Origin of the sequence: Prevotella veroralis DSM 19559 = JCM 6290, assembly GCF_000377625.1 — a bacterium.
Lineage (GTDB): Bacteria > Bacteroidota > Bacteroidia > Bacteroidales > Bacteroidaceae > Prevotella > Prevotella veroralis.
This window is the reverse complement of sequence record NZ_KB898328.1, coordinates 162,858-188,771: the sequence shown is the minus strand read 5'-3', so window position 1 is coordinate 188,771 and position 25,914 is coordinate 162,858. Positions and strand designations below refer to the sequence as shown.

The following is a 25,914-nucleotide window of genomic DNA, read 5'->3' as shown; positions in this document are numbered from 1 at the left end:
GGGAGAAGGAGCCTCACCCCCAGCCCCTCTCCGAATGTTAAAACCCCACCCAGCCTCCCCCAAGGGGAGGAGTGCCTAACGGGAGCCGGTTAGGAAAAGGCATTCTTAATACAAAGGGGGCGTTTCTTCACATCGAAGAGACGCCCTTTTCATTGCAAGGAAACGCCCTCTTCAAAGCGAAGAGGGCGTTCCTTTAATTCTAAGATATTGTTATTAATATTTCTGTAGAGTATTAGCTTGAATGCAAACAGCACTATTTACGCCTCTCCCCAATAGGAGAGGAGGATGGGGTGAGGCTTCCTTATTTCTTATACTTAGCCAACAATTCGCCAAGAATCTCACCATGGTGAAGCTCCTGCCGGATATACTCCTCAATCTGAAGAGCTACATCCTCTCGACCCAACTCACGCAACTTGTCGGCAAGAGGTTGTAGGAACTTTCCTGCCCCCAACTCGCCTTTCTGCATGTTTTCCATCATCTGGAAGACATCCGAAGGGAGCTTTGCATTCAGCGTTGCATAGAACCCGGCATGCACAGACTCTCGATCCGCCAACTCGCGGAAACACTTTGCCAATTCCTCAGGAAGCCCCTGCTCTTCTGCCATCAACGCCAATGAGTAATAGTTCATCACACCCATTGCCTTGCTCATAGCGACTGCCTCGATAAATTTCTCAAGTCCTGTACCTTTCGTCAGACCGTATATTCCTTTTTTGTCCATTGTTTTCTCCTTACTATTTAGTAGTTTTCTTTACTACAAAACTTGGCTACCTTTATCCTTTGCAAGTGCCTTCTCCATAGCACGTTGTTCGGAGAGTGTCTTGATAACGCCGTCTAATTCAACTGATAAAGAGCGTAAAGTCTCAACGCCGGTAGCGTCACTGAGAATCTTTCCCAACATACAAGAAGGAATGCTGGCAGCCTCACTTTCAAGTGCTTTTCCACTCTCCGTCAAGTAAACGTAAGTCTCTCTTGCGTCCTTCTCCCCTTTCTTTCTCGTCACGAATCCTTCGGTTGCCATGCGCTGAATAAGCGGTGTTACCGTATTGGAATCAAGGTAGAGTCTATGCGCCAACTCCATCACCTTCTGTCCATCCTCCTCCCATAATGCCATGAGGACGAGGTATTGTGGATAAGTAATCCCCAACTTCTCCAACAGAGGATAATATGTTTGTGTGACGAGTCTGCTTGCTGTGTACAATCTAAAACATATCTGATTGCGAAGTTTAAGTTGGTCGTATGCCATATTTCTGTATCTTGTTTTAATTTGTGTTTGCTTGTGTCAGCCTTGCTATCAAGCTAACTTTCTTGTGTTGTTATCCCTCTTAGAATAATGTACAAAGGTACTATAATGTTCTAACTATCAGCTGATAGCATAAAATATTTAACACTTTTTGATAGTAAAAAGGGTGCTTCAAAGGTCGTTCTCACTATCTTTTAAAGGATAAAACGATTCACATATCCCACAAGATGAGCGTCTATGGGCACACTCTTCATGTGCCCGAACCTTTGAAACACCCCTTTCCTAAAACTTAGGCGATGTCCTTATTCAAAGTAATAAAGGAAAGTTGCAACGCCTTCAAGGGCTGGTTTGCGCTCGCCTTCAATCTCAATTTGAAACTTGATACCTGCTTTGCAAATGCCACGGAGGTTCTCAATGCTGTCGAGTTTGGCAACGAGTCGAACGCGTGAGCCAGACAATACAGGCTTTCCGAAGCGCATCTTGTCCATGCCATAATTAACCATCATCTTAAGATTATGCACCTCGATGATCTCCTGCCACATGTGTGGTAAGAGTGAAAGGGTAAGGTATCCGTGTGCAATCGTACTCTTATAAGGACTCTCCACCTTAGCCCGCTCTTGGTCAACATGTATCCATTGATGATCAAGGGTAGCGTCAGCAAAGAGGTTAATACGCTCCTGATCAACCAGTAACCACTCACTTTCTCCGAGCTTCTCACCTAATCGGGCAGCAAGCTCATCATAGTTATTTACAATTAATTTTGCCATTGTCTTGATTTATTGTAGTTGTTTGTTTGAGTAAACAAGTTAACGAGTTGACGTGTAGACAAGTTACTTGTTCTGTTGGATGTAGTGCCTCAATGTAGGGACAGATGCCCTCACCTGTCCGCCTAAAGAGAGGTAGATTGGGGAGGATTAATCGTGATTTGGCGGATAGACGAGGGCATCTGTCCCTACACGGTGATGTTCACTTCATTTGAAGAAAGCTTCTCTTCAATTTAAAGAGGGCGTTTCCTTGATGTGAAGAAAGCCTCTCTTCGATGCGACGGAACGCCCTCTTCCTTTTGACGAGGGCGTCTCCTCGTTCTTGCCCCTGCTGTTTCTGCTAATGAGGCACAGTTTCGTTACACACCAAGTGACCATCCCAACTGCCTTTTCGGTGCGATGTCTCCCACAAGACAAGCAACTTGTTTACTTGCTAACTCGTCTACTTGCCAACTCAGACAGCACTGCAAAAATACAAAAAAGAATCCGAACTGCAAAGCAATCAATCGACTGTCTCAAATGCACTATGGTAGCTGCGGAAGAACAGCAACTGCTCTTCTCGCTCCTCCAAATCGGCTTCCCATAAGGATTCCTCGCCTTGTTGATGACGCTCTAAACGCTTCAGACAACGTGTAATCTTACGTTTGTTGTTGCGCATCTGGAGTGCATCAGCCTGCACCGGACCAACCTCATCCAATGAAGCACGGCGCAGTTTCTGCATGAACCGATCGAACTGATTATAACGTAATGCCAGTTGCATCATCTTCTCCTGATCCTGTTCTATACCATCAAGTCCCATCAAATCAGCCAGATACTCATGCTGCCAATCGTCCGATTTGAGCCACATCCATTGGAAATAATGGTGGTCTTCCATCGCAATTAGCTCCTGTATCAACGCATCCTCATCCACATCTGTGGTCTGAAAACGTGTGAATACCATCCGACATAAGTCCACCGCATTCAGATCCATAGCCTCTTCTGTCTGCAACGCCTTCGTAACGATGATTCGCCAACGGGTGTCTTTATGTTTCACCAAAGCGTTGCGCGAACCCTGTAACAGCTCCGACAGCTTTCCTTGGGCAGCCTGCTCGCGCACCTTCTCCATCTTCTTTCGGAGGTTGCGAACCGATAGCGTGCCATCCTCATACCATATATATTGATAGCTCTGAGCCAAGTCGTCGAGGCTAACAGCAAACCGATCATCATCCTCGTTACCTTCGAAACGATAGGTATATTTGTCTAATTCGTCAGAAGAAATGGTCAGATCGCCCACTACCATAGCTCCATCTTCGCCCGTGATATTAAACCCGGAAAAGGGTAACTGCAGTTCCAAGGTAAACGGATCGCCCTCTTTATCAGGCATGAGGGTGCACGTCAGTGGCTTACCATCAGCACAATCCGCCTTATGAACTTTGTATCCTTCATCGGTCTTCTTCGCTCCTTCGACCCGTACCTCACCATGATACCAATCAATCCGAAAGGTTGTTGACTCGGCATCCTGGTGCACCATCGTGAGGAAATCGGCTGGGTCTACACCTAAATTGATTACTTCCGTAGGACGCACCTCCTCGTCATCATCGCCTAAGACCATCGCTTCAATGCGTCCCAGTGGGGCATTATCTTCCCACTCGGTAGTGCCTTTCGCACGAAAAACAACAAAGCTCTGGCGCACCTGCTCAGGCTCCCGTCCCATGCGACAAAGGCTGAATTGTGTGGCACGAGTTAGTAGCGATGCCTTCACGAAAGGGTTATAATCTTCTGACTGGTGATTTACTTCAGTCCATGCTTGTAGACTTTCTGTTTCGTTATCCATTGCAGTTTCCATCGTAAAACGTTATGTTTATGTTGTTGCCAAAGGGCAAAAAGTGGCGCAAAAGTACGAAAATTATCTGAGAAAACGGGTGCTTTCGTGGCAAAAGGTGATATAAAAAAGAGTTGTATCAAGCGTTGATACAACTCTTATAGTCTTTCTTCTCCAGTGCGACTGACGATGTGGAATTATAAAGACCGACTTATTGTCTTATCGTCGTCACGCTCAGTGAGAATTTAGAAGTTATTCTCCTGAACCTGGAAGAAGCTCTGTGGGTGGTTGCAAACAGGGCATACAGCAGGTGCATACTTACCTACTACGATATGACCACAGTTGCGGCACTGCCAAATGCAATCGCCATCACGAGAGAAGACAACCTTGTCCTCAATGTTCTTCAACAGCTTGCGATAACGCTCCTCGTGGTGCTTTTCAACCTGACCAACGCCGCGGAACTTAACAGCTAACTCTGGGAAGCCTTCCTCCATAGCGGTCTTTGCCATCTGATCATACATATCCGTCCACTCGTAGTTCTCACCATTTGCAGCGTCTTCTAAGTTCTTCGTCGTTGTTGGGATATCGCCTTCATGCAAGAACTTGAACCATAGTTTAGCATGCTCCTTCTCGTTTAGTGCGGTCTCTTCAAAGAACCCGGCGATCTGCTGGTAACCGTCTTTCTTTGCCTTAGAAGCATAGTAGAGGTACTTAGTGTGAGCCTGACTCTCACCTGCAAAAGCTGCTTTTAGGTTCTGCTCTGTCTTTGTTCCCTTCAAAGCAGATGGGTTGAACTCCTTGAACTTATCGGCTTTTGCGTGACAAACTGGGCACTCAGCAGGAGCCTCAGCACCCTCATACATGTAACCACAAACTGTGCAAATAAACTTCTTCTTCATAATGTTTTTGTATTTAAATAATGTATATCTGTTTTATTCTTCATTGATAGCTCCATCGCTCCTAACGATCAGCTCGCTATCAAGTGTTATCCTTTTAGTATCTTTGTAATTATTCCAAATCACGTTGCAAAGGTATGAATTATATCCGAAACAAGCAACTCTTTTCATATACTTTTACCTCTCAACTAATCTATTTAGACGATGGATAATTAGTAAAAGAAGCCTCTTCTTTAATTCAAAATTCAAAGTTCACAATTCAAATTAAAGCCTCCCCAAGCCCCTCCGAAGGAGGGGATGTCTTCCCCAAAGGTCTTGCTTAACTTCTAAAGTGTGGCTGGTATGAGTGGACGAGTGGACTGGTTGACAAGTAAACGAGTTGTTTGTTCTGTCGAAAAGTGGTACTATCTACTCTCCCTCTCCATTGGGAGAGGGGACAGGGTGAGGCTTCACAGTAGGGACAGACGCCCTCGTATGGGAACCCCACCCAGCCTCCCCCAAGGGGAGGAGTGCCTAACGGAAGCTAATTGGAATGGTTCTTTCTATACAAAAGGATACCACAAAGTAGGGACAGACGCCCTCGTCTGTCCGCATAAAGCGGGGAAGTTGGTTGCGGATCTGGCGGACTCTGGCGGACAGACGAGGGCGTCTGTCCCTACAGGTTGGCATTATCTTTAATTAAAGAGACGCCTTCTTCGCTTTGAAGAGGGCGTTCCGTCGCATCGAAGAGAGGCTTCCTTCATATCGAAGAAACGCCCTCTTTGATAGAACAAACAACTCGTTTACTTGTCAACCTGTCCACTCGTCAACTCTATCTAATCATAATTTTGAATTTTGAACTTTGAATTTTGAATTAAAGAAGAGCCTCCCCTAATTAACTTCCGTTAGGCACCCCTCCCCTTGGGGGAGGTCGGGTGGGGTTTTAGAGAACCTCTTTACAGCTTCACCTTCTTCTTCTTTCCTGCACTCTCATTGCTCATTCGATCCAGAGCAGTGACCACATAGACGTACTTACAACTGCCATCTTTATAATTCAAACGCACCTTATTGTCGTAAGGCACGGCTATAATCTTTGACGGGTCATCGGTATTAAGAGGCTCGTCGGGCGTGAACTGATAGACAACATATCGGTAGGCTTCATCCTGCCAGCCCTTTCCCTTCGGAGCTTTCCACGTCAGGTAATAGCCATCGCGCTCCCATTTTGCCTTCAACCGCTTAGGGTGCTTCGGTGCATCAGAGTCTATGAAAGGCATTAAGGGTTGCAAGGCTGGATAGCGCCAGTAGTCTGTTCGCAAGAGAGTTCCATAGTTTCCAGGGTTGTCAACAGCCGACTTTGCATACCAAAGTACCGTTCCATTGACATTTGCCGACTGCTGGTGTAAGCGGCGCTTAGCCGCTAACTGATGGATAGAAGGGTTCTGTGGATCAGCGAATTTGACGGTTCGCAACACGTCTTCACCTATGTATAATGGGCGTTTCCCAGCGTTGCGATTCCACCAACCAATCAATTCCTTGTAGTCAGCAGCACGATTGCCGATCTCCCAATAGAGCTGTGGAACACAATAATCAACCCATCCGTTGTTCACCCACTTTAGTACATCGGCATAGAGATCATCGTAGTTTTGAAGTCCATTCGTCCTACTTCCGTTACGAGGGTCAGTCTTTTGATTGCGGTAAATACCAAAGGGTGACACGCCAAACTTCACCCATGGCTTCGCTTTATGTATCGTTTCGCCTAACTCCTTGACGAAGACATCAACGTTATCACGCCTCCAGTCGTTGATATTCGAGAATCCTCTCGGATCCTGTTGGAAGTTGCGTTGATCGGGAATGGGCTGTCCGGCAGCAGGATAAGGATAGAAGTAATCATCAATGTGAAGTCCGTCTACATCGTAGCGGGTCACAATGTCGTTAACAACCTGGCATATATACTCACGATTCTCACGCAAAGCTGGATTCAAGATGTACTGTCCATCGTATGAAAAGACGCGTTCGGGATGTTGCACAGCGATGTGGTTATTAGCCAACTGGTTGGTTGTCTTCGTCTTAGCACGATAGGGATTGATCCACGCATGCAGCTCCATTCCCCGCTTATGACATTCGTCAATCATCCATTGCAAGGGATCCCAATAAGGCGAAGGAGCCTGTCCTTGACGCCCAGAGAGGAACTTGCTCCATGGTTCTAACTTACTTGGATAGAGCGCGTCACACTCCGGTCGCACCTGAAAGATGATGGCGTTAACTCCATCCTTTTGTAGTTCGTCCAACTGATAACGCAGGGTTTGCTGCATCTGTTGCGTTCCGATACCCTGAAACTGCCCATTGACACACTGGATCCAAGCCCCACGAAACTCGCGCTTTGACGGTTGACTCTTGGCAAAGATGCCCATACTCACAGCCATGAAAAGTACTATCAACGATAGAACTTTCATGCCTTCACGAATCTGTCTCATGTGTTTTATCTTTCTCTTTGTTATGTTTTTAATTATTAAAAATCGGTCTCCTCCGCTACACCTTATTATATATTAGCAGACAGGCGATGGTCTTCATTCATCCGCTGGCGTAGCTCTTCCCAACCTGCCACAGCCTCATTCGCTAACAGTTTATTGATCAGTCGGCTGGGAAAAGACGCAAAATAATCATCGGGAACACGGAAAGGACGCACCTTTCCATAAGTTGTTTGTAGGTAAAATTCTGGTTTCATAAGAGCATTATACTTATTACTTCTTTGATTCTGAATCGACCCATTGGTTTAAACAAGGTGCTATTTTATTTCGTTCTGAACGATGAGGAACATCACTCGTAACGCTTCATAATCGCTGTAATCTTCTCTATTGCAATGTGATAGGAGGCTTTCAATGCTCCGATACTCGTACCCAGTAAGTCGCTCATATCGCTATACTTCATCTCATCAAAGTAGTGTAAGGTGAATACCATACGCTGCACATCAGGCAAGGTGGCGATGGCTTCTTGCAGCAACGCCTGTCCCTTATCACCATCGAAATACTCATCAGCCAACAACTCACTGGCGATGTGCATTTCAGCTTCAGCCCCCGCGATAACCTCCGAACGCTTACAGCGTAGAAAAGCGAGCGACTCGTTGATGGCAATGCGGTATAACCACGTACTTAGCTGGGACTTGCCTTGAAAATTGTCAAGTCCTTTCCATGCCTTTAACAACGTATTCTGCAACACGTCATCGGCATCATCATGCGTAAGAACAATACTACGAATCTTCCAATATAGCTGCTCGCTATACTGGTTAACAATGTCTTCGAACGCTTTTTGTCGCTCTTCCGAGCTCGCCAACAAGCGAACTTCTTCCGATTCATCGAGGGGAGACACGATTGTCAAAAAGCTATTTCTGTATCAGACAAGAGGGGTATCTTGTCTTAACGAATTGATATTTTGCGGACTAACTTACCTACTTTCACGATGTAGCAACCCCTTGGGAAGTTCAGAGTGTAGTGCTTATCATTGCCATCAACACGCACATTCAGAACCTTTACACCTGTAATGTTATAGATCGAAAGAACCTCATTCTCTGCCCCAACAACATGTAGGATGTTGCTTGTGACAGTAATGGTGATTGACGGAAGCTCCTGTTCTATCATATCAGCGGGAGCTTCTGCACGAGCCGTAGTAACAACCCCCATGAGGAGTATTAAGGTGAGTATGAAAGGAGTAAATATCTTTTTTACCATAGACGAATGCTTTTATATTAGCTACAAAGATAACAATTTCCGCCATACCTTCACCTTGTTTATTGTATTAAACAGGGTATCTTTAATAATAATTAACCAAAGAAAAGAACAGAGGAACAGCTTGTTTAAGACAAAAAGGACTCTAAGTTTGCAGCAAGGATCTTAAAGTTCTTTTGCCTAAGAATATGTCAGTAAAAACGCATGTTATCGTGTTCTTTTGCCTAAGAATATGTCAGTAAAAACACATGTCATCGTGTTCTTTTGCCTAAGAATATGTCAGTAAAAACACATGTCATTATGTTCATTCTGTCTAAGAATATGTCAGTAAAAACACATGTCATTGTGTTCTTTTGTCTAAGAATATGTCAGTAAAATCGTATGTCATTGTGTTCATTCTGTCTAAGAATATGTCAATAAAAACCGTATGTCATTGTGTCATTCTGTCTAAGAATATGTCAGCAAAAACACATGTCATTGTGTTCATTCTGTCTAAAAACGTGTTACTGCATGACCAGTTATTATGTTACTCTGTCTTTAACACACCCTATTAGGTACTCTGTCTAACGAGAAGTGAGCTGAAACAGCACCCACAATTACTTGCAGGAGCTGCCCAGCTCACTGATATAAAACTTAAACCTAAATTATTTCTTGACTACTTTCAAGGTCTTGTAAGTCTTTCCATCCTTCATTACCTGTACGAAGTAGATGCCACGTGTACCACTGATAGCAACGTTAACAACCTGTCCCTGTACTGCATCAAACTGATTGCTCTGTAAGAGCGAACCGGTTGCGCCAAGGATATTTAATGTGTAATGACCACCCTCAGCGAAGCGCATGTTGACGCTTTCAACAAATGGATTCGGATAAACACTCAAGCCTGTTTCGGTCTCAACAGTAGATATGCCGTCTGGTAGAGCAGTGATTTCAACGATTTCATTCACCGTCTTCTCATCTTCACCCCATCCGTTCTTCAACTTCAAGGTGACATTCTTCTTACCCGGAGCAGCGTATGTAACAACTGCTGTCTTATCTGCTTCTGATGAGATCTTACCATCACCTAATACCCATGTAGGAGTGGTCTTCACATCGTAGGTACCAACGATACCAGGGAAACCGAGTACATCGTTGTTAGGTTGTTGGTCTACATAAGAAGCTCCGGAGGTGTTTTCACCACCGCTGCCAGAGACAACGACAACAGAACCGTCATAATCGCTACCAGCACTACCAAGGTTCTTGAACTTCATACCATTAGCCTCTTCAAAGGTGAAGTAAGCCTTTAGGTGAGAAGGTACGGAGCCTTCTTTATAACCCTTCATAGCCTCTAAAACTTCAGTTTCAGACAGTGGTTTGTCCCATACCTGAACCTCATCAATGACACCATTGAAGCCGCTCTTGTAAACACCACCGCCACCGATGAAGATGTCGGCAACCTTACTTGGATCGATACGACGGTCACTCAGTGCTACATCCTCACGACGCTTAGAGTTTGCGAAGCTGTGACTTGCAACTTGACGACCGTTGAAGTAGATCTTTTGAATGTTACCATCATCGTGGGTCACAACTATGTGGTTCCATACACCAGGAGTAATGCTATAGTCCTTAGTCATCACATCCTCGTATGGATTGTCATGTTCGGTCCAACCCATTGTATTGAATGACACCTCATTAGCAGGGTGACTTCTCCACTCCGGACGGATAGTTACCCAAAGGTCACCCCAGTTGTTGTGAGGCCACTTATCATAGATAGAGTTCTTGTTGATAAGGTTTGTTCCTTGCTTATCATGGTTGAAGTTATCAGCTTTGAACCACAATGCGTATGAATAAGACTTACCTTTTTGAACGTCACCAGGGATGCGGAACATCTTAGGATCATTGATTACCAAACCATGAGAAGCCTTACCTTCGCCCAAACGAGCGTCGTAGGTGTAAGTAACAGGCTTGGTGGTCTGCTCCATAGACTTGTTTGATGTGAGCGAGTTGATGTGAGGAACAGCACCAGTAGCTTCTGGTGTGATCTTCACCTTACCACGTGTTGTGGTTGACTTACCCTTACTATCAACAACAACGAGGTCGTAAGTACCTTCCTGCTCAACCTTGAATGTAGCACTTGTACCATTTTCCACGGTTGCAACAGTAGCCCCCGTCACAGAGTTCTTCAATGTCCATGACTTTGCAGCAGGCACCATCTCGTCAAGATACTTCAATGTGAACTCCTCGTTCGGCTTGATGACTGGGCGGTCAGCAACTACGTCGCTTAATGGCTGGTCATAATCAACTGTTTGATAGTTAGACCATACGATCGCTGAACCCTGCTTACCATCAGGGGCAACGGCACGCACTCCGAAGCGGCATTCACGCTTGTCGGCACCTGACAACATAGGTGCATCTACAACGTAAGCAGCCCATGAAGTTGTGGCGGTAAGGAGCTTTTCTTCCTGTCCTTTCTGCTGGAAGTAGATCTCATAATACCATGTTCCAACCTCATCATTATAGGTCTTCTCCCAGTCTTTCTCCTCCTTTGAAGCATACTGCAACTTAAAGTCACAAGCATTGTAACGCCCACGGAGCACCTGTACTTTCTTAATGGTAGGAGTAACAGTATTGAATGATTGTGCCTTATTACGCAATGCCATCTCACCAACATGGAGCTGATAATCAGCAGGACTATTCTCTACAACAAGTCCCATCATAGCCACCTTGTCACCTGCAACAAGCCCAAGTTCAGACGCCTTAACAGTGAATGTGCTCCATTTACCTGCAGTCTCTGTAGCAGGTAAATCGACTTGTTTGTAGTCAGTGGTGTGACCCTTCAATGCAACAAAGAGTTTCGCGTGTGACTCTGTTCCCTTCAATGTCTTATAGGTAACCGAGAACTCATAGTCAGGTTGCACCTCAAGCATGGTCTTAAAGAGCTTTACACGAGAGAAGTCGGTCTGTCCGGAGAGTGACAAACAAGAGCCTCCCCAATAAGCATCATCGAACGTTAGCTCTGCTTTCACCAGTCCGTTGATGTTACCACCATTCACTTGGTCGGTGCGATCAGTAATCCACCAACGCCATGTTGGCATGTAGTCTTGGGTATTGAGGTTATACCACTTATGATCAAAAGCGACCTGTCCATCCTTGCGGAAGCTCAATCCGTTACCAAGGTTGAAACGTGAGACAAATGGTATCTGTTGTATGGTTGACTTCGCTGTAAGGAATGTTGCAAGACCGTGGAAGTTCCTTAGGCTCGAGTTAGCCAACGTACAATTCGTTTTGATACTGGGCAGATAACCGGGGTTGTTATTACCTCCACTGAATATCAATTCTTGCTTCTTTAGATAGGCTTTCTGTATCGCTACGTCTGATGTTCCATCGTCGGTTGCACTCTGATGGATGAGACTTTGTGAGTGAGCACCCCAAAAGCCGATAGAGATGTCATTGTTTAGTAATGCACTCCAATGGTCATTCCGCAATGCACGTCCTTGTATATCAAAGCCTGCATAATAGTCAAAGCTACTGCGACCTAAGCTCTTCGCAGTGTTGACAGAACCGCTCAGAAGCCCATCATACCAGTTGTAGTTGGCAAAGAGCATATCGGTTGCAATGTGGTCTTTATCACCAAAGATCTTCTTGTTATGGTTACCTAAACCACCATCAAAGTGGATGTAACCACTATCAGCAGTACCATCATACCAGTGTACCTCAAACTTCCAATCAATCTTCTTAGCCTCTTTATGACATTCAACGAAGAAGTTAGTTAGCTCTTCCATTATCGTGGCTGAGGTACGAAACTCTGAGTTGAAACCGATACCATTGATGCCGTAATACTTCATTAAGCGCACGAATGGTGCAGCATACTTATACTTGTCGCCTTGTTTCTGAAGCAGTTTGTACAGGATTTTACCATAGGTGTTACCCGCAAAAGGATTTGGGTAAACACTTGCGCCATAGGGTATTGACATCACACAACCTACAGACACACCATTCTTATGGGCTACGTCAGTAAGACCGGCAGACGAACGAACCCATGGAGAAGTCCAGTTTCCGTGAATGTCAATGTATGACCAAAGACTGAAGTTATCGCCTTCAAAACAATAACGAGGCAATGCCTTCCACTTAGAGGTAGGGTCATCAAGTGGTGTCCAGAGACACATCTTGCGTTCTGACTTAACGTCCGGACGCACCTGATAATCACCATCTTTGATACGTTCCAACGGACGAACGCGAGAGATGTAGAACTGATCATCAATCGCACTAACGCCCTGTGGCTGTTTCATGTCTCCTTTCATCCAGGCTTCCAGATAGTTAGGGAGATCTTCAAACTTGGCGTCCTGAATGTCTAACGGATGTGTCGGAGTGCGCTGTGCAGTAGCACTCAAACAACTAACCAAAGCCAAGGACGCAAAAAGCGTAAACCTTTTCATGATTTAAATGTTTAGTTAATAATTGGTTTAAGGGGTTATTATTTTAGGTTTTTAAGGGGAGTTATTTTGAGAAGTGAACAGAGTTTTGAGAAGCAAAGGGAGATACTTTCATTTTATTGGACTCCCCTCACTTCTCAAAAAACATCTTATCTGCAGATTAACTTAACGGTACGAAGTGTCTTACCATCCTTCTTTACGTTCACAATATAAACGCCTTGAGCACCAAGATGGAGGCGAACATTATCGGCACCATTGACTGATAGACTCTTACCAGCTACGAGTTGACCATTGGTAGAGTAAATCTGAACAAGATAGTTACCAGCTGTTTCAATGTCAAGTAATACATCACGATCAACTGAATAAACCTTCATGTCAGCAGCCTCTGTACCATTGATACCTGTTGGATCAGCTTTCACCTTGATTACCTTGAAGGTGCGAGTATCTGAACCATGAGCATTCTTCAATGTCAAAGTTACCTCATAATCGCCTGGTTTAGCATACTTCAGTTTAGCAGAACCAGCAAGGTCGTTACCTGATTTCTCTATGATGGTTGCCTTCTTTGCTGCCCACTCTGCGGTTGTAGTAACCTTGAAGTTACCTGTAACAAATGGACTACCTGCATCGTAAGTAGGTGCATCTGGCACAAATCCTGCAACACCTTCACCTACTCCAGTACGTAGTTCGCCATGAGCCAACTTAGCTGAACCAACCTTACTAACAAAGTAGTTGTCACCATCAGCATTATCTTCAAAGTTCCAATAAGCCTTCAAACCGTCTTCATTGGTGTCGGTTGACATCATAGACTTTGTGGCATCGGCTTCAGAGAGATACTTATCATAGAACTTAACATCGTCTACCGTGGCATTCATTGCAGCTGTTTGATGACGTCCGAGACTGATACCGAGAATATTAGCATCCCACCAGCTCTCACTCGCATAACGCTCTGTACACAAGCCATCGCCCTCTCTGTCACCTATCTTCCAGTTGTGTGCTTTGGCTTTCTTACCATTGATATAGACCATTGGTTTTGTATCGGTTCCGTTGCCATCCATCGCTAAGATGAAGTGTGTCCATGCACCAGGAATGAAGTCAACTTTCCAACGTTGATGGTATTCAGGGTTACTTGCATTATTCCTCTTACGAAGTGTTACATCCAAGACACCGCTATTTGGATCGTATGTAGACCAAATAGTACCCCAGTTGTTTGCAGGCCATCCAGTACCAGGGTGACGCAAGTCAACGATCTGTGTACCGCCAGAGAAGCTATTAAACTTCACCCAGAAAGCAAGTGACCAAGCATGTTTATTATCAGACATACCTAATTCGGAAGCCTTAACAGCAATAGGTTTTTCAAGTGCCTTGATAGCTCTTGAGCCAGCACCGTCAGCCTTCTTACCTACATACCTCATAGTTACTTCATCCTTAGGCATAACCTCGATAGAAGTTGTCTGATCGTTGGCAGTTAGAGAGTTGATATGTGGTACAGCACCGACAGCATCAGAAGTAATCTGAATGTAGTTAGAGTATCTTACTTCCTTATTGACGCGATGTCCATTCTCTTTAACCATACCTGTAAGCACAAGGTCATAGAAGCCCGTATCGTTTAAGCCATTAACATGGATCTCCTTAGTGTTGTCACTGCTTGCAACAACAGTTCCATTATGCTCAATCTTCCAGTTTCCTGCCTCATGACGTGGGTCTACATAAGCTACTGTAAACTCTTCGTTAGGTTTGATGACAGACTTATTAGCCTTGATTTCATCATTATATTCGTACTGAGTAAAGATAGAGTGTTGCTCTGTGCCCCATGCTATGTCGCTCTCTTTCTTCATATCAAGAGATACAGCAGAAACACCGAACTTAATCGTACCCTCGCCCTCGAGATTAACTGGAACAGAGTAGTACATACCTGCCCAAGAGGTTGTAACACCCATCAAAATAGGATCTCCATTACCCTGCTGTGCCCAGAGTTTGAAGAGAGAAGTCTTCACATCCGTGTTGTAGCAAGGCTCACCTGCCGGCTTATTATTAGGCATGTTGAAGATGATCTTACCATCAACACCATTCTTTGCAGAGTGCAACAAGGTGGTAGATACTACCTCTGGCTTTGCTGGTTTCTCGAATGTACCACGTACAATAGAGAACTCGCCAAGATAGAGATTAAGGTTGCTTGCATTCTCCATCTTCAATGCAACGAGTGCAAGGTGCTTGTTAGCTAAGGTGCCATCAACGGTGATAGTCTTCTCTACCCACTTATCTTCATCTGTCTCATCAGAAGCATTCAATACCTTATAATCATTCTCGGCACTTACATTATCCTTTGTTAGAAGAACCAAAGAAGCATCTGACTTACCAGCCTTCACCTTATAACGGAAGGTGATCTTATCGCCTGACTTCAACTCAAAATCGGTCTTGAAGAGGTGGAGATACTCCTTAGGAGTGTTACCAAAGATGCGTACAGTAGAACCACCAAGATAAGCATCATCCCATACAAACTCGGCATCTAAGCCTGTACCATTATCTGGGACATCAATAGGCTGACGACCTAATAACTTGGTAGCAAACCACCAACGCCATGTTGGTAAGTAGTCCTGTACACCCACGTTAACCCATGGGCGGTCGTTCTTACGCTCACCATCATAGTTGAAGAACTTACCATTACCCAAGTTGAAATAGCTGATAAATGGTTCTTCGGTTAGATTCCATGACATGGAACTACGCGCTGTCATCATAGCAGACATACCTGCAAAATCAAAGTTGTCAGCGTTGTAATTCAAACTGTTATTGATTTCAAGGTTGTTAACAGGGTTACGTGAGCCACTTGAGAACCAACGCTCTGTACGCAACATATAGGTGCGTTGCTTGATTTCAGGGTCACTTCCCTTCTCACCACGGCTCTCAAAGAACATGTTCTGAGAGTGAGCTCCCCACAAACCAATAGAAATTGGGTAGTCCTTCAACATTGTCCAACGAATCGTACTATATGTTTTTGGTTCACCACCTTGCATATTGATACCTGCATAGAGATATAATGGGTCACGATGGATTTCCTTAGCTTTCTCTACTGAGTTCTTCAACAACCATGTACGATTCCAGTTATAGTTAAGGAATAATGAAGCAGCCTCACTACCAGCTTCACCAAATATATTCTTATTAGAATCTATCAGCCCTCTGTCAAAGAGGAGACTACCATTTTCGTGTGTACCATCGTACCAAATATTCTCGAAAATGGGGTTGAGCGGCTTCATCGCCCTATTCAGATTAACATGAAATTCCTTAATTGCTTTAGTAATCCTGCCACGGGTATAAGTCTCATAATACTCTGAGTTGTAACCGAAACCATCATAGCCAAAGTAATTCATATAGGCTGCTGCCTTGTTAGCATCAACTTTAGAGAGGGTTTCTAAAGCTGATTTCCAATTACCTGAAAGATTATCATTAGGGATACCTGCAACCGAAGATACAGGCACACCATTCTTATGAGCAACGTCAAGCAGCGCAGCTGGAATACGACCTAAGCCACAGTTCCAGTCACCCCAATGGGTAACGTAAGGCCACATTGAGAACACCTCGGAATCGAAGACACCATCAGGAAGAGCATTCTTGCTCGGTACGTTCCATGGCAACCAAGCAATAAGTCGCTTGTCATTCTCCACTGTAAGGTTCTGTCTCACCTGTGTATCAGCATTGCGGAAACGCATCTTTGGCTTCACACGAGAGATAAAGAAGTTGTCATCATCATTAATCTTTGGACTGGTTTTTGACCAATCCCTCAATTTTGAGGGGAACTGTTGTGACTCGAATCCCCACGAGATGTAGCCATCCTTTAGTTCCTGCGCCATAAGCGTAGAAGGAGCCAAGCAACAGCCCAAAAGGAGCAGATTTAATTTCTTCATAAATAATTTAAGTTTTACGTTTATTGATTAGGTTTTCTATTAAAGACTTGTTTTCCTATGCGTCATCATCCATTTTTTCATCAGAGAAGATGGATGAGGGCATCGGTTTGTACCATAAAATAGAATAAGGCTAACCAACTTGTAGTGTGCAAGTCAGTTAACCTTATTCCGTTTTTATTACTTGATTGCTATCTTCTGTGTGCGGATAACATTCTTATTCAACATCTTAACAAGGTAAACACCCGGTACTAACTCGTTTGTATTGAACGCCTTTGGCTGAACCATACTCTTGATAGTCTGACCATCAGCAGAGAAGATCCATGCACGCTCAACATTGCTAAAGTTAACCTTACCATCGGCAACTACAACTGAAGAAGCCGCGCCGGCATTAGCTGTCTCAATGTTAGTTGAACCACCTTCAAGCATCTCTGGCTGTTCAGCATTACCCTTATCGTGGGTGTCAACCTTACCAGGACGAGGCGTATTTGTACCTGTGATCTCTACGTCAAAATCGATAGCAAAGCCCTTATTGAACTTACCCGTTGGGGTCAAACCACCTTGGAACCATGCGTCACAGAATACGAGGCGAATACGACTCTTACCCGGTTTAGCATCCTGAGGAACGGTGAACTCGTATTCATTAAGTTTTTCTACCTGTTCAGGAACACCAGCACGAACCTTGCCGAAGAAGACTACACACTCACCAGACTCTGGCTTATCAGTAAGGTTATCAGGGTTAAACTGATGGTCACCATTAAAGTCCATCCATGCTTTACCCATGCAGTAACGGAGATCATCATGTGATCCGTCAGTATATTCAGTTGCTTTGTAACCCTTGATCTTCACCTTGACTTTTGCACCTTGAGCCACAACCAATTTCTGATCAGTTGCATCAACATAGTTGGTTTCATTACCAGCAGGACCAGAAGCAGTATAATTGATGTTCTCTGTACCGCCCTCTGTTTGGAACTGCTGAACGTAACGAATCTTCTTAGCAGTGGCAGCGCCAGCAGCAGAATTATCCAATTCAACTGTGCCGTAAGAATCATCTTTTGCCTTAGGGAGGTCTGCTTGATTAGCACGAGGTACTTCTTTCCATACTACCTTAGAGTATGTCTTGAGGTCAGTTCCTACTGAACGAACACCGATAAATGGCTTATCATTTTCGTTAGTAAACTGAATGTTAGGAACGAAAGTAGCCCACTGTGAAGTACGACCGATCTCTGAAACAGTTCCGTTCTGTCCATTCTTATAGAGAATCTCGAAGTGATCAATGTTTGCATCATCGTTATATACGATTGGAGCCGAGTCTGCTTCCTTATCGATACCCCATACAGCCTTTACAGAAAGAGAGGTCTTGGTCTCTTCTTTCACTTGGATGGTCAGATCCTTAACATTTGCTGGTGTGGCTGTCACGTCATCATTGATTTCGAGCTTACCAACAAGAACTTTATAGTTAGCATCTGGATTATTTACACGCAAACCGATACGATCAATCTTCTGATTAGTAGTGATATCATTCAGTTCTACACGCTTTTCTGTCCAATTACTATTCTCTGTTTTACCCAGTTCGTATGCTTTCCAAGCACCATTCACACGTACAATCAAGGAAAGTTTAGAGTCTGTTGTTCCCTCTTTACCAGTCTTAATAGCAACTTTAGCTACGACCTTACCCTTAGAAGGGGTGAGGTTAGTCTTATAGAGAACAACGTCTGTTGGACCTGCATTGCTTACACCTTTCAAGCTCAAGCAAGCACCACCTGTATAGGCATCTTCATTGGTCAAAGATGGTTGAATAGCTGTGCTTGCAGCCTCTGTACCTGCATTAACAACCAACCAACGATAGGTTGGAACAACATCCTGACTACTCATGTTATACCATGAGCCAGCTGTCTTCTTACCTTTATAATTATAAAGTTCGCCATTACCCATGTTGAAGTGAGTTGCAAAAGGTAGTTTTCCAGAAATGGCAGTACGCTCCGGAATCCATGATGCAAGACCCGCAAATGCGCTCAATGCAGGTGTGCCATTATGTGCCTCAACCTCATTACCAGTGTTTCTAATCTCTGGACGTAACAAAGGATTACGATTACCGCCAGAGAAAGCACGCTCTAAATATTCTTGATAATTAGACATACGTGACAAAGCATCACCACCAGTATTATAGCTCCAGAAGCGACTCTCTGCATGTTCACCCCATAGGCAAATACCACAACGCTTAGTATCTTCGTCCTTATTGAGGTCGTTCCAACGTCTGTTCATACTAACAATCCAGACACCAGCATATAGACCATCAGCAGAGCCCATGGTGCTCTCTGCCACTTTTACAGAGCTGCCCATTTGATAACTGAAGTCATTACCCGAATAGTTCAGCATCAATTCAGAGATACGGTTGTCAGGGTTAGTACCCCATATATAGTTAGAATTATGCGATGTCAGCATTGGGCTGGTAGTATAGTACATGATCTTGAAATCATTAAACCCTTCAGCCTTTGCAATCCTGTAAAGCTCCTTGTGGAAATCTACATTGACCTGCTCATTATAGGCATTCGTGCTTTCCCAGTTATAATTGATACCATCGAAACCGAGAAAGCGCATGCAGTTGATGATTGCATGTGTATAACGGAAGTTCCCATCGGCATTGCGTTTCTTGATGAAAGAAGCCCAACTATCAGCAGCTCCACCAGTCGTATGATCGAAGAACTTGATACCTGCAAAGATGCTTGTACCATTGCGGTGCGCAGCGTCAGCCCATGAACCTGGAGCCTGGAAAAGCCCGTAGTTCCATGCACCAAATAGGTTGGTATAGTTCCACATAGAGAAGTTATCATTCGCAAAAGTCTTTGATGGATAACCGCCGAGGTTCTTTCCTGCACCGCCGGGAATATTCATAAAGAGGTTACGCTTCTCGTATGTGTCTTTGATAAGACGGTCTTCACGTGACTCAATAGCACGTTTCTTCACGTGAGAACGAATGAATTCCACCTCGTCTTTAATGCCCCATTTCTGCAGATCAGCATCTGTTGGATACTTCTTATTTTGATCTATAAGCTCTGCAAAATGCTCTAATAAGACCTGATCGCTAAGCTTAGAAAGATCATAAACTTGCGTTGAAGCAGTTGGAGACGTTTGTGCATTAGCACCACCAACAGGTGCCATTGTCATCATGGCTGCAATGAGCCATGCACTAAGAGTAATTTTTTTATTCATATAATTTAGGCTTGGTTATTAGCTTTCTATAATTTGGTTCCCAGCAGAGAGCCGATTCATGCTCTCTGCTAAGACGTTGTTTCAAGATAACGATACGATTAGAAGTTAGGAGTCTACTTATCCCAGAAGAGGCGAGTTGCCATCTTATCAGGACCACCCAAGGCAGGAATACCAGTGTTGTCAACATCCTGCTTGGTAGCAATATCACTTGTTCCAGGGAATGGCAAACGGCGCATGATGTCACCAGGAAGCAAACTACCGTCAGCCTCATCAATGTTAAGAACAGGCAACATACGTGGGAAGCCAGTACGACGAAGGTCTACCCATGCCTCGAAACCATTAGGATATGTGGCAAGATACTTCTGTGTGATAATCTTCTCAAGTTTGGTTTCTTGAGAGTCACCATCATTCCACTTCACACCAACATGGATAGGAGAAGCAGCGTCAGGGGTATCACCCGTAGGATCCTTATAGACGTAAGCAACAGGATTCTCTTGCTCCATGTACTTATGAATCCATGCGTCATACCAGTTGACACCATGCTGACCAGCAGGTCCTTCACCGTCATTCGACTTCATTTCTGGGTCTTCGCAGTTACCATGAAGAATACCTTCCTCATAGAAGTGCTGTGGTGTTCCGCCCATGTTCCAACCACGAAGTGCACCTTCAGCACGTAAGAAGCAAACCTCTGCATACTTCATAAGATAAAGCGGAGCAGTGGTGAAGTATTGTTCATTCAACTTACTGAATGCGATGTATTGGTTCTCATCGTAACCTTGTCCTTCACCTGGGTGTGTACCTGTACGTATACCACAAATACGAGTATTTGCTGGTGTCGTCTCACCCGTCTTGTTGTTCTTAATTACGTTATCGTTCTTCTTAAAGAGGTATTTCAACCATGGGTGATCGAAGGTCTTTAAGGTTATCTCCATCGTTGCACTCATACGGGCATCACCCCAATTCTCTACTCCTGGCAATGGATGACTGAATCCCATCACACCCGGACGGATAGAAACACTTTGAGACTCATTCTCAATGACACCATCAGTAACAGCCTCTTCCGCTAACTTCTGTGCACGAACTGGGTCGCTCTTTACCATGTGCATGGCAATACGGAGCTTCAAAGAGTTTGCGTAACGAGCCCACTCTTTCAATGTTCCGTCAGCAGTTCCACCATTGTTCATTACTACGAAGCGTTCAACGAATGCGTCCTTAATCTTCTGCTTATAAGCTTCTGGCTTCTGATCGAAGTAGTGGAAGCAAGCAACAGCGGTGTCAAGGTTGGCAATAACATCATTGTAAACATCCTCCACCTTATTATATGTATAAGGACCAACCTGTAAGTTCGTCTTCAACTCACGATAGGGCATTGGACCATAAACGTCAGCAACTTCTACAGCTTGCTGATTGAAAAGTGTCAAGTAAGCAGCCTTCAGCTCTGGAATAGCATTGATTTTCTCGTTATTCAAGATAGGTACAAGACTCGTCTTCATCTCTGTGAATGAACCCCATGCACCCCCATAACACTTCTGGTCAATAGCGTATGATGATGCTAAACGAATCTTAGAGTACTGGAAGAAGGTGTGTGGAACGACAGAATACTCAGCATAGTTGTCAACACCGAGAGAATACTGGTATTGATAAGCATGTGGACCTGGGTTCTCACCATTCTTACCTCCACGCATAGAGAACTGTCCACCAACACCTGCATCAAGCAAATCTTGCATAGCAGTCAATGCTGCACCAGCAGCCGCTGCATCAGTAGCTTGACGGAAAGGAATCTTATCCACATCACCACGGCTGGTAACTTTCTCAACGTTCTTAGTTGTTGAGTTGAACTCATCACCAGGGTTATCATAGTCGAGGCATGACTGTAAACCGAATGTAGGCAATGCCATCGCCATGAGTACGATTATATGTTTACTTTTCATTACTTTATTCTTTAGATTGTTAGTTTATTGATTTTCCTTATCTATAGAGAGTAGGAGTAAAGAGAGAAAGTACACGTAAAGGATAACATCTCTAATCCCTTCGGTTATCAAAGAAGTTTCGCAATCAGCACTATTATCTTAACTTCTTTCACTCCCTTTCGCCCCTTTAACTCCTAAAAACTCTTCTTCTCTCTTAGAAATTAGCCTTCACAGAGAAACCGAATGAACGTGATGATGGCATATTGAAGCTCTCAAATGCTCCGAGACCATTCTGTGTAGAGAGTGATACATCTGGGTCTGTTGGTGCATCCTTATACAGGAAGAACAGGTTACGAGCAATGAATGAGAGTGTCAAGTTGCGGTTCATACCGAAAACATCACGGAAGGTGTAACCCAATGATAGCTCACGGAGACGGAAGTTAGTACCACTATAGAGGTAGCTTGATGGGTTGCTTGAAGCACCCAACGCCTGATAGTAAGCCTGTATTGGAACAATGCGACCACTACCATCATTCAGTACCATTCCCGGAACGTTACCATAGTCTTTAGCAACAATATTGTTCTTCTCTGCTGCTAAACGTGCATCTGCTGTACGCTGTGAAGCACCGATGTAATCAAGATAAGACTCTGTCAATGAGAACACCTTACCGCCGATACGACCATTGATAAGTACTGAGAGCTGGAAGTCCTTATAGTTAAATGTGTTTGTCCAACCCATCTGCCACTTAGAATTCATATTACCGAGATAACGGTCATTAGAGCCTGTCTTATCAAATGTTGGCTCACCCTTAGCCGTCAAGACGATGTGACCATTGGCATCACGCATAAAGTCGCCAGCGTAAATATCACCAATAGAGCCACCCTTCTGATAAACAACTTTAGCCTCACCTACTGTCTGCTGATACTTACGAGAGGTTCCATCCTTATCGTAACCCGTCTCAAGAATCTTGTTATCATTGAATGAGAGGTTGTAAGAAGTACGCCAACGCAAGTCCTTACCGAGCTTGAAGTCGTAACCGATGGTGGTTTCAAAACCTGTATTACGAACCTTTGCAGAGTTCAACAATTCAGTGTTACCACCAAGAGAACCCAACTCCATATATAGATGTCTTACCACCGTATTATAGAAGGTGAAGTCGAAACTCAAACGATTATTGAGGAATAATGACTCAATACCCGTCTCGAAAGAACCCGTCTCCTCTGGTACTGGAGCGAAGTCAAGCAACTTGTTACCAGAAAGCGCACCTGTCTGAAGGTTACGAGTCATAGCACCGTATGCCTTATTTGGTATAGAGTTACCTACTGAAGAGTAAGATACACGATATTTCAAGAAGTTAATCCAATCTGGCAACTTAACCAACTGGCTAACAATAGCATTCGCACCGATACCAAAGTAACCGTAGTTATCAGTGTTGATCTTACCTAACTGCTTGAAGTAACGGAACGGACGATACCAGTCACGACGATAAGAAGCATCGAGATAGATCGTCTCTTTCCAACCTAATTGCGTAGTGAAGAGGTAAGAACGATCCCAGTTAGAACTCTTTGATGTACTGGTTGCGCCATAGCCACCGGCACTCGTTTCAAAGTAGTTAACCATAGTTGGGAGCTTACGCATCAAGCGATCATAATAGGTTGCAACAACGTCTGTACTCTTTGTTTCACCCTTGATGGTATGACCAACGAAACCTGCTGTTGCAGAAACAGAGTAGTCTCCGAAGGCTTTATTATATGATAAAAGGTAATCGGTATAGAACTCTGTTGTCTTCTCATCTGAATCCCAAAGGCGACCGTAGTCTTCCATTGATGCTGGTAAGAAGGTAGTTGCATAACGTGTAGCGTGGTTCTTGAAGCGAAGTTGACTGTAGTTGACACGTGCCTGGAAGGTCAAACCATCATAGATATCAACATTTGCTTGCAATGTACCAAAGAGGCGGCTCTCCTTCTGCTGACTGTTACCCATGTTCAACAACCAGTATGGGTTATTGTTTGGATGTGAGAGGAATGCCCATTCCTGCTGTGGACCTGTTAAGGTTGTACGCTGTCCTGCAGCCCAAGTAAAGTTTTTACCATCCAACTTATAATATGATGATGGATTAGACAACCACTTTCCTTCTGCATTTACATAATGGTCGCGATAATATTCCATATCGATATTCTGTGGTGCAGTGTACAAGTGATACAATGGGTTACCAACCGTACCACCACCCGGACGGTTTCTTGTCTTCGTCTCAGTATAGTTCATTGAAGCATCGATGTGAAGACGCTTAAAGAAGTTATAAGTCTGTCGGAAGCTGATAGAATTACGATTGTAGGAGTTGTTACGCATCATACCTGTTGCATGACTATTGGCTACTGAAACATAGGTACGTGATGTCTCTGTTCCTCCTGATAGTGAGATTGAATTGTTAGTGGTTACACCTGTACGGAAGAAGTTGTCTACATCATTTACAGTGCGATTACGCAAGTGTACGTCATGACGGCGTGCCATGATGGGTGCCCCCGTCATAGCATCGGTACCAATCTGCTCTGGTTCATAACCTACCCAACGATCGTCTAATGGAGAACGAACGATGAGATCGTTATCAGCACGGTCTGCCACTTTACCTCCCCAGTTATTCAATGACAATGCACCTGTTGCTGGGTCGTATGTTGAACCGTATGTCTTTTGAATCTTTGGTGTCAATAGTGGAGAATCGAAAGTGATGTTAGAGGTAACATTGATATCCACCTTTCCTTCACGACCACGCTTCGTTGTAATCATGACAACACCATTGGCTGCACGCGAACCATACAACGCAGCAGCATTAGCACCCTTGAGGACGTTGATTGACTCGATATCATCTGGGTTAATCAATGATAATGGGTCAGAACCTTCGGACATACCTGTTGAACCGAAGCCTTCACCACTCATACCCTGCTGACCACGAATACCATTACTCATTGGCACACCATCAACAACGATCAATGGCGAACTGTTACCAAGGATAGAACGGTTACCACGAAGAACGATCTTCGATGCACCACCGGCACCACCAGCACTTGGTGTAATCGTGATACCAGCTACCTTACCTTCAAGAGAGTTTGCGGCATTAGGATCCTGTACCTTCATAAGATCCTCAGCCTTCACTTGCTGGGTTGCATAAGTAAGTGATTTCTCCTTTCTCATAATACCCATTGCAGTCACAACCACCTCATTCATGGTGTTAGTCTCTTCTTTCATGGATACGTTAAGGGTTGACTTACCAGCCACAGGGATGGTCTGCGCAGTGTAACCAATGTACGAGAAGACGAGCTTGGCATTAGGTGTTGTGTTGAGAACGAAGTTACCATCAATGTCGGTAACAGTACCATTTGTGGTACCCTCAACCATTACGGTTGCACCAATAAGTGGTTCACCCGCAGAGTCAACAACTTTACCTGTTACTTTGTGATTACCATTCTGTTGCACTGACTGCACAGAGGTTGCTTGAACAGTACTGCTGTTAGCATAAACATTCGTTGAAGCCAACGACAGAGCACATGCAAAAGCAGCTGAGAAATACAGGTGCTTCTGCTTTGATTCTTTAAAGAATTTCATTAGGTTTAGGCTTTTAAACATTATTATTTAATATTCCTTTTCAAATGCTCAAATGGAGGATTCAAACACTTTCGTAGTTTATCTACATTTGTGTCTGATTCTATTACACCTTATATATATAAGGGATTTCACTGATTCAGATTATCCACTTATATTTTAAATACGGAACTTTTCGTCTTAGGTCTTGTTCACGTTAGGTTGTTATTAGGGTTACTTATCACTCTCCCATCACTCTGTAATCATACTCACAACGACTTATTTGTACATAATAACAGACTGACAATCAAAGAGATACTCATAACATCACCTTGTATAGTATAGGTTTGTTAATCCTCACGAGTACAAAATTAAGAAAATAATGGTAATAACAACACACTTTCCTTAGCTATTTAACTATTATAAGTATTTTTAACTATACAAGAGCATACAACTAATAAGCTGCTTACATATCCACTCCTCTACCCTATCAAAACACAAACTAAA

15 protein-coding genes are annotated in these 25,914 nt (G+C 44.1%); 1 reads left to right on the top strand and 14 read right to left on the bottom strand.

Annotated elements, in window-relative coordinates; translation table 11 throughout:
* Positions 1-301: 301 nt before the first annotated feature.
* From D464_RS0105530 to rbr, 5 genes are all read right to left on the bottom strand, one after another.
* Positions 302-718, bottom strand: coding sequence for a ferritin family protein (locus D464_RS0105530; protein WP_004381747.1), 417 nt, complete (start codon positions 716-718; stop codon positions 302-304).
* 33 nt (positions 719-751) lie between these two features.
* Positions 752-1,243, bottom strand: coding sequence for a MarR family winged helix-turn-helix transcriptional regulator (locus tag D464_RS0105525; protein ID WP_018910514.1), 492 nt, complete (start codon positions 1,241-1,243; stop codon positions 752-754).
* Positions 1,244-1,542: 299 nt separating this feature from the next.
* Positions 1,543-2,007, bottom strand: a complete 465-nt coding sequence (locus tag D464_RS0105520) for a MaoC family dehydratase (RefSeq protein ID WP_004381745.1) — start codon at positions 2,005-2,007, stop codon at positions 1,543-1,545.
* Between the two features lie 499 nt (positions 2,008-2,506).
* Positions 2,507-3,829: a hypothetical protein gene (locus D464_RS0105515; protein ID WP_018910513.1), complete on the bottom strand. Its 1,323-nt coding sequence runs from the start codon at positions 3,827-3,829 to the stop codon at positions 2,507-2,509.
* A 221-nt stretch (positions 3,830-4,050) separates the two neighbouring features.
* Positions 4,051-4,704: a rubrerythrin gene (gene rbr / locus D464_RS0105510; RefSeq protein ID WP_004381741.1), complete on the bottom strand. Its 654-nt coding sequence runs from the start codon at positions 4,702-4,704 to the stop codon at positions 4,051-4,053.
* Positions 4,705-5,043: 339 nt separating this feature from the next.
* Between rbr and D464_RS13915 the strand changes: the two genes are divergently transcribed.
* The gene (locus D464_RS13915; RefSeq protein WP_018910512.1) at positions 5,044-5,379 is read left to right on the top strand and encodes a hypothetical protein; all 336 of its coding nucleotides are present in this window, start codon (positions 5,044-5,046) and stop codon (positions 5,377-5,379) included.
* 257 nt (positions 5,380-5,636) lie between these two features.
* On the opposite strand, the gene D464_RS0105500 is transcribed toward D464_RS13915, so the two are convergent.
* From D464_RS0105500 to D464_RS0105460, 9 genes are all read right to left on the bottom strand, one after another.
* The gene (locus D464_RS0105500; RefSeq protein ID WP_018910511.1) at positions 5,637-7,154 is read right to left on the bottom strand and encodes a glycoside hydrolase family 10 protein; all 1,518 of its coding nucleotides are present in this window, start codon (positions 7,152-7,154) and stop codon (positions 5,637-5,639) included.
* Positions 7,155-7,219: 65 nt separating this feature from the next.
* Positions 7,220-7,405 (bottom strand): hypothetical protein, encoded by a 186-nt coding sequence (locus D464_RS13110; protein WP_024985880.1) that lies wholly within the window; start codon positions 7,403-7,405, stop codon positions 7,220-7,222.
* Positions 7,406-7,497: 92 nt separating this feature from the next.
* Positions 7,498-8,046, bottom strand: coding sequence for an RNA polymerase sigma factor (locus D464_RS0105490; protein ID WP_018910510.1), 549 nt, complete (start codon positions 8,044-8,046; stop codon positions 7,498-7,500).
* 47 nt (positions 8,047-8,093) lie between these two features.
* Positions 8,094-8,405, bottom strand: coding sequence for a T9SS type A sorting domain-containing protein (locus D464_RS0105485; RefSeq protein WP_018910509.1), 312 nt, complete (start codon positions 8,403-8,405; stop codon positions 8,094-8,096).
* A 641-nt stretch (positions 8,406-9,046) separates the two neighbouring features.
* Positions 9,047-12,814 (bottom strand): endo-beta-N-acetylglucosaminidase, encoded by a 3,768-nt coding sequence (locus D464_RS0105480; protein WP_018910508.1) that lies wholly within the window; start codon positions 12,812-12,814, stop codon positions 9,047-9,049.
* Between the two features lie 146 nt (positions 12,815-12,960).
* Complete coding sequence (locus D464_RS0105475; protein ID WP_018910507.1) at positions 12,961-16,710, bottom strand: endo-beta-N-acetylglucosaminidase; 3,750 nt, start codon at positions 16,708-16,710, stop codon at positions 12,961-12,963.
* 177 nt (positions 16,711-16,887) lie between these two features.
* Positions 16,888-19,920 (bottom strand): GEVED domain-containing protein, encoded by a 3,033-nt coding sequence (locus tag D464_RS0105470; RefSeq protein ID WP_018910506.1) that lies wholly within the window; start codon positions 19,918-19,920, stop codon positions 16,888-16,890.
* A 113-nt stretch (positions 19,921-20,033) separates the two neighbouring features.
* Positions 20,034-21,851: a SusD/RagB family nutrient-binding outer membrane lipoprotein gene (locus tag D464_RS0105465; protein ID WP_026284645.1), complete on the bottom strand. Its 1,818-nt coding sequence runs from the start codon at positions 21,849-21,851 to the stop codon at positions 20,034-20,036.
* Positions 21,852-22,044: 193 nt separating this feature from the next.
* Entirely contained in the window at positions 22,045-25,431 is a 3,387-nt protein-coding gene (locus D464_RS0105460; protein WP_024985881.1) for a SusC/RagA family TonB-linked outer membrane protein, read from the bottom strand.
* Positions 25,432-25,914 lie beyond the last annotated feature (483 nt).

Excerpts from the sequence above, each read along its gene's own strand:
- D464_RS0105530 (WP_004381747.1), bottom strand. The coding sequence starts at position 718 with ATGGACAAAAAAGGAATATACGGTCTGACGAAAGGTACAGGACTTGAG.
- D464_RS0105525 (WP_018910514.1), bottom strand. The coding sequence starts at position 1,243 with ATGGCATACGACCAACTTAAACTTCGCAATCAGATATGTTTTAGATTG.
- D464_RS0105520 (WP_004381745.1), bottom strand. The coding sequence starts at position 2,007 with ATGGCAAAATTAATTGTAAATAACTATGATGAGCTTGCTGCCCGATTA.
- D464_RS0105515 (WP_018910513.1), bottom strand. The coding sequence starts at position 3,829 with ATGGAAACTGCAATGGATAACGAAACAGAAAGTCTACAAGCATGGACT.
- rbr (WP_004381741.1), bottom strand. The coding sequence starts at position 4,704 with ATGAAGAAGAAGTTTATTTGCACAGTTTGTGGTTACATGTATGAGGGT.
- D464_RS13915 (WP_018910512.1), top strand. The coding sequence starts at position 5,044 with ATGAGTGGACGAGTGGACTGGTTGACAAGTAAACGAGTTGTTTGTTCT.
- D464_RS0105500 (WP_018910511.1), bottom strand. The coding sequence starts at position 7,154 with ATGAGACAGATTCGTGAAGGCATGAAAGTTCTATCGTTGATAGTACTT.
- D464_RS13110 (WP_024985880.1), bottom strand. The coding sequence starts at position 7,405 with ATGAAACCAGAATTTTACCTACAAACAACTTATGGAAAGGTGCGTCCT.
- D464_RS0105485 (WP_018910509.1), bottom strand. The coding sequence starts at position 8,405 with ATGGTAAAAAAGATATTTACTCCTTTCATACTCACCTTAATACTCCTC.
- D464_RS0105480 (WP_018910508.1), bottom strand. The coding sequence starts at position 12,814 with ATGAAAAGGTTTACGCTTTTTGCGTCCTTGGCTTTGGTTAGTTGTTTG.
- D464_RS0105475 (WP_018910507.1), bottom strand. The coding sequence starts at position 16,710 with ATGAAGAAATTAAATCTGCTCCTTTTGGGCTGTTGCTTGGCTCCTTCT.
- D464_RS0105470 (WP_018910506.1), bottom strand. The coding sequence starts at position 19,920 with ATGAATAAAAAAATTACTCTTAGTGCATGGCTCATTGCAGCCATGATG.
- D464_RS0105465 (WP_026284645.1), bottom strand. The coding sequence starts at position 21,851 with ATGAAAAGTAAACATATAATCGTACTCATGGCGATGGCATTGCCTACA.
- D464_RS0105460 (WP_024985881.1), bottom strand. The coding sequence starts at position 25,431 with ATGAAATTCTTTAAAGAATCAAAGCAGAAGCACCTGTATTTCTCAGCT.